Raw genomic sequence first — 11,941 nt, forward strand, 5'->3', positions numbered from 1 at the left:
ATAATACAAAAATTGAGAAACAATTATTTTTTTTGCCGATCGGATTGACGAAATAAAGGGTGTGAGTTCTTTGATCAAAGCGTTCCATATGGTCTTAGAAGCTCATCCTAATAGTCGTTTGCTGATAGCCGGTAACGGTGATTATACAAGGGCCTTCCAAGAAGCAAAAAATATTTGACCACATGCATAGATTCCTTGATGTACCAAGGCGATCTGCACTTGGAGATTGTCTTGGTGGATGATGGCTCGACCGACTTATCCAGAAAGATCGCTGACGAATACGCTAAGAAAGAGGATCGTATCAAGGTGATTCATCAAGAGAACGAGGGAGCGTCCGCTGCCCGTAACCCAGGTTTGGAGATTGCCCAAGGTGAGTATATCGCTTTTTTAGATAGCGAAGACTGGATAAGTTGGAAGGACAAACATGGGTCAGCTGGCATCTGGAGTCCGAAAAGGATGATCTGGGAATCAACGACCCGGAAATAAACGAACTATTCGACCTTTTGATAAGTGACCCACAAGATAGCAAGATAGCGAGAGGAAACAACATCCATTGCTAAGCCTTTGCCTAAATTATGTAAATAACGGATAGAATTCCATTCACCGCTATAAGTTTTGAGCAAAAAGAAGAGATATCGAGAAAAAATAACCTATTTTTGTAATTAGGCATGATTGAGCGAATGTATCGCCCTAAGTGTTTAACCTTAAATCGTAAGAATAATGAAATGGATAATCACAATTTCAGCGATCCTTCTCTTTGCGTTAGCGGGATGTGGAAAAGATAAACAATCAACAAATGAACTCATCACAGTTGATGTTACAAAGAATTATCCTGAAAAGGAATTGACACTACAGGATTTCATGGATGTGGAATACATCCCGTTGGAAACAAATGATGAGTTTGTTACCCAAGGCAAAGTAATGGCCATTGGTGCAGAAGTTATATTAATAACCAACTGGGCCAACGACGGGAATTTGTTTGTTTTTGACAGAAAAACCGGCAAAGCCTTGAAGAAGATAAACAGGAAAGGGCAAGGTGGCGAGGAATATGTAGGTATTACGGAGGTTGTTCTGGATGAGGCAAACAAGGAAATATTTGTTATAGCCTATACCGGAAGTAAAATCTCTGTATATGATCTATACGGAAATTTTAAAAGGAGTTTCAAAGCCGAAGGTACGGAATCTCATATAAATACATTTAATTACGACCGGGATAATTTGATCTCTTATGTACCAGATAATAGTCTGGAAAACCCGTCAAACGCCATACCTCCATATTATTTAATCTTTTCCAAGCAGGATGGAAGTATCACCCGGAAAATATCAATTCCTTTTGATGAAGTTAAAAGCCCGGTCGCAAGAGATGGGGAAAACTGGGAGAACTGGGCCGCTCCAGTACCAACCGCCATGTATCAAATAGTTCCAGATCATACCAATTGGGTACTTATGGAGACATCATCCGATACCATATACCACTATTTGCCGGATGCTAATACGACAATCCCCCTTATCGTAAGAACCCCCTCCATACACTCCATGGATCCTCCTGAAGTATTTCTTATACCAACCGTTTTTACCGACCGTTATTATTTCATGAGCCTGTTGAAAGCGGAATTTAATTTTGAAACAGGGAGAGGGTTTCCAATTTCCGGATTGATGTACGATAGACTGGAAAATTCTTTATTCATACCTAAAATATACAATGGTGATTATACCAGCAAAAGAGAAGTGGATATGACGTCGAGACCTTTAGATCCGGAATTCGTAATCGGACAGTCATTGCAAGCCCACGAACTTGCCGAGGCTTACGGGAAAGGACGATTGAAAGGCAAACTGAAAGAGATCGCAACTACATTGGATGAAGAGTCTAATCCGGTGATTATGCTGATAAAACATAAGAAAAATAAATACTAGCATGAAAGTAAATTTAATTTCAGTAGTCCTCCTCTTTGCCTTAGCGGGATGTGGAAAAGATAAGCAATCGACAGACGAGCTTGTCACGATCAATGTTAGCAAAGATTACCCAGAAAAGGAGCTAATCCTTCAGGATATTATGGATGTGGAATATATTGCGCTGGAAACGACTGACGAATTTATCACACATGGTAATGTCATGGATGTCGACGAAAAATTTATAATAGTAAAAAACAACACAAACGACGGGAACATATTCATTTTTGACCGGAAAACGGGAAAAGCTATACGGAAAATAAACCGTTTAGGACAAGGTGTCGAGGAATATCCGGGGATTGCAGGAATTACACTAGATGAGGAAAACAATGAGCTATTTGTTACACATACAGGGAAAATATCAGTATATGATTTAGACGGGGACTTTAAAAGAAGCTTTAATTTCCTAGACCCCGAAAGTGACTACCTTAAGGTTTTTAATTATGACAAGGATAATCTGATCACTTATGATAACAAAGGCTATGGAATGGTGGCAGACCAACAGCCTTATCATTTGATTATCTCAAAGTATGACGGAAGTATTATCCAGAAAATTACAATTCCTTCTAAAGAACAGAAAACACTGGTTATATTCGGAGATAATGATCAAAAAGTAATTCCTACTTTTTTTGCTACAACCGCCACTTCCGATAATTGGATACTTATGAATCTCTCATCCGATACCCTATATTCCTATTCGCCAAATGGTCATATTAAACCTTTTATCGTGAGGACACCCTCTATATATTCCATGGATACAGAAATATTTCTTTTTGTAGAGGAGGTGACAAGCCGTTATTATTTTATGAGAACCGTAGAAAAAAACTCGATATTAAAACGAGAAAAATACCGGTGAGTAGGTTGGTATACGACAAACAGGAAGATTCTATATTCAAATATCAAATATATAATACTGATTTTTTATATCAAAGACCGATCTATTGGATTTCATCTATTAATCAAGATATCGCGAACTGGTATCCCTTTGATGCGCCTGAACTGATTGAGGCTTATAAAGAAGGGAAGCTCAAAGGTAGGCTAAACGAAATCGCGACGAAATTGAATGAGGATTCCAATCCCGTCATAATGCTGATCAAGTATAAGAAATAAGAACTAAATCATGTCTATATCCTAATGTTTTAATTTATGCTAAGATCGTTTCCACATTATCAGCAATTGGATTCTATGGACTGTGGTCCTAGCTGCCTCCGTATGATCGCCAAGTTCTATGGTCGTGTGTACTCGATCCAGAACTTACGGGAGAAAGCCTTCATCACACGGGAAGGAGTCTCCATGCTGGGTATCAGCGAGGCGGCGGAAGCGATCGGGTTCCGAACACAGGGCGTGCGGATCACGGTGGAGGAATTGGAAAAGGAATGTCCCCTACCCTGCATACTGCACTGGAACCAATGGCATTTCGTGGTTTGCTACAAGATAAGGAAAGGGAAGTTCTACATAGCGGACCCGGCGGCGGGACTCATCACCTATACGAGGGAGGAGTTCAAGCGGTGCTGGGTCAGTACCAAGGTGGACGGGCAGGATACCGGGACGGCGCTCTTGCTGGAACCGGGGCCGGAGTTCTACGGGATGGAGGACGAGGAGAGAGACAGGAAACGTAACCTCGGATTCTTTTTCCGATATATATCGCCCTACAGGCGGGAGATGGCACAGCTCGTGCTGGGCATGGTGACAGCCAGCGTACTGCAACTCATCCTGCCTTTCCTCACGCAGAGCTTGGTAGATACCGGTATACGGGACAACAACCTAGGTTTCATAACCTTGATCCTTATATCGCAATTGGTGATCTTTATCGCCAAGCTATCCGTGGACTTCATACGGAGCTGGATATTGCTGCACGTAAACACGAGGATCAATATCGCCTTGATCTCCGATTTCCTCGCCAAGCTGATGCGCCTGCCCCTGCATTTCTTCGATACCAAGATGGTGGGCGATATCATGCAGCGCATCGGAGACCATGACCGCGTCGAGGCTTTCATGACCGGGACATCCATCAATACGCTCTTCTCTTTTGTCAACTTCATCGTGTTCGGGTTCGTGCTCGCCTACTATGACTGGACCATACTGGGACTCTTCTTGGCGGGTAACGGCTTATACGTGGCGTGGGTACTCGCCTTCATGAGATGGAGGAGGGAGCTGGACGTAAAGCGTTTCTCGCAAGCGGCCGGGGAGCAAAGCAACCTATTCCAGCTCATCACCGGAATGCAGGAGATCAAGCTCAATAATTGCGAGACCAAGATGCGATGGAAATGGGAACGGATACAGGTAAAACTTTTCAAGATAGGGATCAAGGGGTTGGCGTTACAACAATATCAGCAACTCGGGGCGGTCTTTTTCAACCAGACCACGAACATACTCATCTCCTTCATCGCGGCGCGGGCCGTCGTGCAAGGGGATATGACGCTGGGTATGATGATGTCGGTGACCTACATCGTGGGGCAGCTCTCTTCGCCTATCGAGCAATTGATCGATTTCTCACGATCCCTACAGGACGCGAAGATCAGTCTGGAGCGGCTCGGCGAGATACACGGGAAGGAGGACGAGGAACAGGCAGGCGGGATAAGGCTGAATGTTCTTCCCGATGACAGGACGCTACGGCTGGAAAACCTCAGCTTCAGCTATGACGGCGCGGACCGGGATTACGTGCTGGAGGATATCAACCTGACGATACCCCATAACAGGGTGACCGCCATCGTGGGGGCCAGCGGGAGCGGAAAAACGACGATCGTGAAACTCCTGCTCGGTTTTTACAACCCCAACAAGGGGGATGTGAGGATCGGCGATACCTCCCTCAAGAACTTGAATCCTCACGTATGGCGTAGCAAGACCGGTTCGGTTATGCAGGATGGTTTTATCTTCTCGGATACGATCGCCAACAACATCGCCCCCGGCGAAGAGGTGGTGGACAAGGAACGCCTGCTGCATGCCGTGACGGTGGCGAATATCCGGGATTTCATCGATTCTCTCCCGTTGGGCTATAATACGAAGATCGGCATGGAGGGAAACGGAGTGAGCCAAGGGCAGAGACAGCGTATCCTGATCGCCCGGGCGGTGTACAAGAATCCCGACTTCATCTTCCTTGACGAGGCCACGAACGCTTTGGACGCCAACAACGAGCGGGAGATCATGGAGCAGTTGCACGCCTTCTACAAAGGACGGACGGTGGTGGTCGTGGCGCATCGGCTAAGCACGGTACGTGACGCGGACAAGATCGTGGTGCTGGACAAGGGACGCGTCGTGGAGGAAGGGACGCATCAGGAGCTCACGGCCTTGCGGGGGACTTATTATAAGTTGGTGAAGAACCAGTTGGAGTTGGGGAATTAATCACTTAACAATCTAAATATGCAAATACCATGAAAATATCAATGTACACATTCCTATTTGAGATAGACAGTAAATTTTATGCATATAATACATTGTCTAATGCCTTGATCGAAATAGCAGAGGATACATATAAGATTTTATTAGTCAACAAGAATAGACATACACCTTTACAAGAGAAAGACTTGGGATGTGATGAACTTTATCAAACTTTGAAAGAAAACCATATGATCACTGAAAATGATCGGGATGAGTTCTTACTGTATAAAAGTATTATCCTAGCAGGACGCTCCATCAATATCTTAAATCTAACGATAGCTCCAACCATGGATTGCAATTACTCGTGTTCTTACTGTTTTGAAAATTGCAAACGTAATATTTATATGACAGAAAAGGTCATAAGCTCAATTATTAAATTCATAGAACAATATGAAAACATTAAAAATATTCACGTAGTTTGGTTTGGAGGAGAACCTCTTCTAGGCATTAAGCAAATAGAATCACTTTATCGTAAGATGATTCTGATTCCCGATAAAAATTATTCTTTCTCAATAATCTCTAATGGGTTCTTGATATCACCGGATATTATAAAACTCTTTAAGGAGATGAAGTTACAACACATACAAATTACGCTAGATGGATTAAAAGAGACTCACAACAAGATAAAATTCACAAAAAATGAAAACGATACTTTTTCTAGAACTATAAAGAATATAGACTTGCTAGCATCTTCTGCCCCAGAAATACGAATTAGTATACGAGTAAATATGAATAAAGAGAATTCTTCTGAATTTATAACTTTATATTCTTTCATATTACAACGATATAAGAGCAACCCATTGATTGGAATTTATCCTGCTTTTATAACATCTACTTCTTCTAAATCAAGTTCTTCTTGTTCTTTACTTTTCAATAGACAAGAGAAATCTGAGTTTATACAACAGCTCTACTATGACAGAGGTATCGTAACCAATTTATGTGGATATCCAGATTCCTCTTTTACAGAATGTTCTATTCGAAATAAACACACATTTACAATAGATCCAGAAGGATACTTATATAAATGTTGGGAAATTATAGGCGATCAAAAATATGCCATAGCAAAATTGGATTCAGAAGGAACTATTCAATCCATAGATCAGAAAATTCTTAACCGATACCTCTATGCCGCAGATCCACTGGAAGATAAAACATGTTCTAAATGTCCTTATCTTCCTATTTGTTTTGGAGGTTGCCCCCATAAACGGATAGAAAATATATTTAAAGATAAACATTATGATACATGTACATACCTTAAGGGTTCTCTCAAAGAATTTATAAAAATTCATTTGTCACAAAATAGCTGAATAAGATTATAATAAAAAGGCTATTTATTTAAAAACTTAATATCATTGCGTTATGAAAAATTTTAAAGTGATTGAAAAAAGCCGTCTAAATGAATTTACAATGGCTAAACTTATAGGAGGACGGCCTTGTAACGAGCGTAATACAAATTGTGGAGCAACAGGATACTCATGTAATGCGGCTTTTGGCATTTCTGATCCATGTGGAAATTTTCGAGATGGTACTAATTGCCCTAGAAACTATGGAACTTGTTCTCCCAACATAGAAGTGTGCCCTGAACGTCGCTTACCTGATTTGCCGGTACTAATGAATATATAAATTTATGAAATCTATTATCATTAGTATTATCCAAATTCTTTTTTTGGTATCTCCCGTTTCTGCATCGGAACGGGAGACCGACTATATTGTTACGTTTTATCCTGAAAGTGGATCTATTCTTCAAAATATCTCATGTAAAATAGTTTTTACAGCGGAAGGAATTGACAAGAAAAAGATATCCATCACTGGAGTAATTATAAATGAGAGAGGGGATACGGTTCAATCCGTGAAAACGCTATTGCCCGGAATAGGCTACTTTCATATTTATGCAAATCCAGGAGAAAGATATATCTTAAAATGCGAAAATCGAGATAGAATCCGTAAGAATTTTTATTTGCCAATGATGAGTGAAAATGGCTTTGGTCTTAAAATAATTGAAAATAAAGAACAATGGCTCTTATCCGTTATCAACTCTTCGAGGGAAGTGCCAATGAAATTATTATATTTAGTGGCCCAATCGGAAGATTCTATTTTTTTCCAAAAAGTCTGGAATCCTAAAGATTCTTATTTAGTTTTTGACAAAAAACATTTTCCAAAAGGGATATCCTCGTTCGCTTTAGTAGATTCTATGAAGAATCTATTGTGTGGCCGTGTCGTACTAAACATACAAGAACAGACTGATTTCCAGTCATTGCCTCCAGACTTCCGAATGGGATTGCTTCCACTTAAGAACCAAATAGATTCAGATCCCTCACGATTGAGTTTGGCCTGGGATTTAATAGCTATGACATTAGAGGTTACTCCCATTAAAAACTTATCACAACCAAATCCGGATATATGGAAAACCGTAAATCTCGATGAAGTTTCTATTATCGCAAGCATGAGAAGAAAACAAAAATATAATGGATTGTATTCTGGATCTTTGCCATCCAGTCGTGTAATCTATCGACAAAACATAGAACAATGGCATATACAGGATATGAGGTCCTTACTTTATCTATTGGGGAGTGTTAACATTTCGTGGTATGTAGTAGATCATGTGTATAAGGAATGTGTGTTTATTCAAGATTATGGAGCCATTTCATTCCAAACGGATCCTGTAAAAAATTATGAGCCACCTTTATTTGTCGTTGATGACGTTCCATATCAAAATTATGATATACTTTCGTTTCCTGTGACCGAAATAGAAGAAATTTTTATCCTAAAAGGTGTTGATGCTGCTATATACGGTCCAAAAGGGAAAAGAGGGATTATCGTAGTTACCACCAAACGAAATAAACCACCTTATGAAAAATAATAAAGATATAGAGTTACGTAGCGAGGAGGTACAGGAGGTGATGGGGCAAGTGCCGGCCTGGATCGTACGGTGGGGGATAACGCTGTTATTCCTCGTGGTCGTAGCGTTGCTGGTGGGGAGCTGTTTCTTCAAGTATCCTGACGTGATCACGGCTGACATGACATTGACGGGGCAACATCCCGCAACGGCGGTGGTGACACGGGCGGCGGGGAAGATACAGGAGCTGCTCGTCAGGGATAATCGTCCGGTAAGGCAGGGGGATTGGCTGGCGGTCATAGAGAATCACGCCGACACGGACGATGCCATCTATCTGGATAAGGCGTTGGAACGATCCGGAAGCGACGTGGATAGCCTGGACAAGGCATTATCAAAGTACAAGGAGCTATCGCTGGGTGATATGCAAGCGGCTTACTCGGGACTACTGTCGGCGCTCCATGCCTGCGTCAATTACAGGGAGATCGATTATTATCCGCAAAAAATGGCCTCCATCCGCAAACAGATAGCGTTGTATAAGGCTTACTATAACGAGACCGAACGGCAGCGGAAGACCCTCTCGGAGCAATTCGCCTTGACAAGGCGGCAATACGCCCGGGATTCATTATTGTATAGCCGGTCCGTGATTTCTTCCTACGAGCATGAGACCGCACGGGCTTCCCTGCTGCAAAGCCGTTATTCGCTGGAAGGGGCGTCAGCCTCGGCCGAGAATCTCCGGATACAGATCGGGGAGCAAGAGCAATCCTTGCTGGATCTGACGCTGGAGCGGAGCGAGAAAGAATTTACGCTACGGCAGGAATTACAGACCGCCCGGGAACAATTGCTGAACAGCATGAACGAGTGGAGGTTGCGTTATTGCCTCATCGCCCCGGTAGGGGGTGTCGTGACTTTCACCAAGTACTGGAATGAGAACCAATATATCCCATCCGGAGAGGTGGCTTTCACCGTCGTGCCGCAAGGCGAGGGCCGGCTGGTGGGGAAGGTGCGCATACCGATAGCACGCTCGGGAAAAGTCCAGAGAGGCCAGCGGGCGATCGTCCGTTTCTCCAATTTCCCGGATCAGGAGTTTGGAGTGGTAAACGGCGTGGTATCGAATATCTCATTGGTCCCCACCGACGAGTACTATACGGCGGATATCGATTTTCCAGAGGGGCTGAGAACCAATTACGGTATCGACCTGCCCGTCTCGCCCGAGACGCAAGCCTCCGCGGAGATCGTAACGGAAGAATTACGCCTGATCGAACGATTCTTCCTCCCGATCAAACGGATCGTGAAAGAAGGATTTTAGTGTAATATTATCCTTTCTTTCCTATGCGTTTATCACAGATGTCACGAGTGACAGAGTCCGCCGCAGACTATGGTATTCAACTTCTATTACAAATTCTTACAATTAAGATAGCTCCTTATGAAAAAATTTTATTTTATTACGCTTAGTTTTTGAAAAAACTTATTGTACCTTTGCCCTAATCACTCAATAAAGGTATAACCATGACAACTAAGTTCTTGCTCTCGTCCGATGACAATACTCGCAGTGGCCTTCTGAAAAAGAAGATCATACATTATTATATGGCCAATGGAGACGCTACTATAGCGGAGGTATGTAAAGAAATGAATCTCAGTATCCCCACCGTCACTAAGCTAATTAGCGAATTACAAGAGGACGGTTATATACTCGACTTTGGAAAACAAGAGACTAGCGGAGGGCGTAAACCTAGTATTTACGGGCTCAATCCCATATCCGGCTATTTTGTGGGCGTAGATATACTGAAAGATCAACTGAATCTAGCCATATTAGATTTTAAAGGAGATAAGATCCGCATTGAGCAGAATATCCCTTATACACTCGAAAACACACCAGCCGCTTTAGACCATCTTTGCGAATGCATCAATGAATTTATAAACTCGTTGCCGATCCCAAGGGAAAAAATATTAAGCATTGGCATTAATATATCCGGACGGGTAAATCCTTTCGCCGGATATAGCTATAGCATTTTTTACTTTGAGGAGAAGCCCTTGTCTCAAATCCTTGAGGAAAAACTACATATAAAGATCTATATAGAGAATGACACCCGTTCCATGGCTTACGGCGAATATCTTCAAGGAGTCGTAAAAGGAGAGAAAAATATCCTATTCATCAATATATCTTGGGGATTAGGTATCGGTATCATCATAGACGGCAAGGTTTATTTCGGGAAATCAGGTTTCTCCGGAGAATTTGGGCACTTCAGCTTCTTCGAGAATGAGATTCTTTGCCATTGCGGTAAAAAAGGATGCCTCGAGACTGGAGCTTCCGGTTCTGCCCTATACCGTACCCTCCTTGAGCGGTATAAAGAGGGTAGCAACACCATATTGGCCAGTAAAATCGATGCCGGGGAATACATCGGGCTCTCTGACTTGATCGACGCCATTCACAAAGAGGATATGCTATCCATTGAGATACTGGAGGAGATCGGTTTTAATCTAGGTAAAGGAATAGCCGGATTGATGAACATTTTCAATCCGGAACTGGTCGTACTGGGCGGCCCCTTGTCGCAGACGGGAGAATATTTAAGCCTACCTATTAAAAGTGCCGTCAGGAAGTACTCTTTGAACTTGGTAACCCGTGATACTCAGATCAAAGTATCCAAATTAGGTGAAAGAGCGGGTATATTAGGAGCCTGCCTGCTATCTCGATCTAAAATTCTAGGTATGATTTAATATGTATTTCAAAGGAATTAAATAAAAAATAAATAATTATTTCATTTTCTCGATAAAACACCACTATATTATTAAAATATTTTATTTATATTTGCAGCATAATTAAAATCAGAGGTTAAAACTCATAAAAATAACGCAGATATGGATAAAATTAAAGGATTGATCGATGCTCCCTTTACTCCGTTCTACGAGAACGGGGAAGTTAATTACGAGCCCATTGAAGATTATGCGAAACTTCTTGTGAAAAACGGGCTGAAAGGCGTATTCATCAATGGTTCTTCCGGAGAAGGTTATATGCTGACAGAGGAAGAACGCATGAAATTGGCCGAGAAATGGATGGAAGCAGCTCCGGAAGGCTTTAAGGTAATCGTGCACGTAGGTAGCACATGCGTTAAGTCTAGCCGTAATTTAGCGGAACATGCTCAAAAGATCGGCGCTTGGGGTATTGGCGCTATGGCTACCCCTTTCCCTCGTATCGGTCGAATTGAGGAATTGGTAAAGTACTGCGAGGAGATCGCTTGCGGCGCTCCTGCCTTACCGTTTTACTACTATCATATCCCTGCGTTTAACAACGCTTTCCTCCCTATGCTGGATTTCTTAAAAGCAGTAGACGGGCGTATCCCTAATTTCGCCGGTATCAAATATACATACGAGAGCTTATACGAATACAATCAATGTCGTTTATACAAGGATGGTAAATTCGACATGTTGCACGGACAGGATGAAACGATTCTTCCTTGCCTTGCGATGGGTGGAGCGCAAGGAGGTATCGGTGGTACCACAAACTATAACGGAAAAGAATTAACCGGTATCCTAGAGGCTTGGGCAGCCGGTGACTTAGAGACAGCTCGCGAGAGACAAAACTTCTCTCAGGAGGTTATTAACGTTATCTGCAATTACCGTGGTAATATCGTCGGAGGAAAACGCATCATGAAATTGATCGGATTAGATCTCGGCAAGAACCGTACCCCGTTCCGGAATATGACGGACGAAGAAGAGGCCGCAATGAAAGCGGAATTAGAGGCTATCAATTTCTTTGAAAGATGTAATAAATTCTAAGGT

General features: G+C 42.4%; 10 protein-coding genes and 1 pseudogene. All 11 read left to right on the plus strand.

The genetic code is table 11. The features are described from left to right. Window positions 1-25 precede the first annotated feature (25 nt). The 11 genes and pseudogenes from BDI_RS20425 to BDI_RS14685 all read left to right on the plus strand — a co-directional run bounded on the left by BDI_RS20425 (window position 26) and on the right by BDI_RS14685 (window position 11,938). Window positions 26-178, plus strand: a complete 153-nt coding sequence (locus tag BDI_RS20425; protein WP_226768339.1) for a glycosyltransferase — start codon at window positions 26-28, stop codon at window positions 176-178. Next, window positions 175-486 (plus strand): glycosyltransferase, encoded by a 312-nt coding sequence (locus BDI_RS14645; RefSeq protein WP_008778897.1) that lies wholly within the window; start codon window positions 175-177, stop codon window positions 484-486. Before BDI_RS20425 ends, BDI_RS14645 begins: the two co-directional genes overlap by 4 nt. A gap of 234 nt (window positions 487-720) precedes the next feature. Then, window positions 721-1,914: a 6-bladed beta-propeller gene (locus BDI_RS14650; RefSeq protein ID WP_011967064.1), complete on the plus strand. Its 1,194-nt coding sequence runs from the start codon at window positions 721-723 to the stop codon at window positions 1,912-1,914. Between the two features lies 1 nt (window position 1,915). Further along, window positions 1,916-3,060 (plus strand): annotated as a pseudogene (locus BDI_RS14655) (6-bladed beta-propeller). A gap of 36 nt (window positions 3,061-3,096) precedes the next feature. Next, the gene (locus BDI_RS14660) at window positions 3,097-5,292 is read left to right on the plus strand and encodes a peptidase domain-containing ABC transporter (RefSeq protein ID WP_011967067.1); all 2,196 of its coding nucleotides are present in this window, start codon (window positions 3,097-3,099) and stop codon (window positions 5,290-5,292) included. Between the two features lie 29 nt (window positions 5,293-5,321). Next, window positions 5,322-6,635 (plus strand): radical SAM/SPASM domain-containing protein, encoded by a 1,314-nt coding sequence (locus BDI_RS14665; RefSeq protein WP_005860510.1) that lies wholly within the window; start codon window positions 5,322-5,324, stop codon window positions 6,633-6,635. A gap of 52 nt (window positions 6,636-6,687) precedes the next feature. Further along, a complete protein-coding gene (locus tag BDI_RS20430; protein ID WP_005860508.1) occupies window positions 6,688-6,951 on the plus strand; it encodes a hypothetical protein in 264 nt (87 codons plus the stop codon). Window positions 6,952-6,955: 4 nt separating this feature from the next. Next, window positions 6,956-8,188 (plus strand): TonB-dependent receptor, encoded by a 1,233-nt coding sequence (locus BDI_RS14670; RefSeq protein WP_005860505.1) that lies wholly within the window; start codon window positions 6,956-6,958, stop codon window positions 8,186-8,188. After that, window positions 8,178-9,470, plus strand: coding sequence for an HlyD family secretion protein (locus tag BDI_RS14675; RefSeq protein WP_011967068.1), 1,293 nt, complete (start codon window positions 8,178-8,180; stop codon window positions 9,468-9,470). The genes BDI_RS14670 and BDI_RS14675 overlap by 11 nt, the downstream gene beginning before the upstream one ends. A gap of 200 nt (window positions 9,471-9,670) precedes the next feature. Continuing rightward, window positions 9,671-10,879, plus strand: a complete 1,209-nt coding sequence (locus BDI_RS14680; protein WP_011967069.1) for an ROK family transcriptional regulator — start codon at window positions 9,671-9,673, stop codon at window positions 10,877-10,879. A 141-nt stretch (window positions 10,880-11,020) separates the two neighbouring features. Continuing rightward, a complete protein-coding gene (locus BDI_RS14685; protein ID WP_005860498.1) occupies window positions 11,021-11,938 on the plus strand; it encodes a dihydrodipicolinate synthase family protein in 918 nt (305 codons plus the stop codon). The last annotated feature ends 3 nt before the right edge of the window (window positions 11,939-11,941 follow it).

Source organism: Parabacteroides distasonis ATCC 8503, from assembly GCF_000012845.1.
GTDB lineage: Bacteria > Bacteroidota > Bacteroidia > Bacteroidales > Tannerellaceae > Parabacteroides > Parabacteroides distasonis.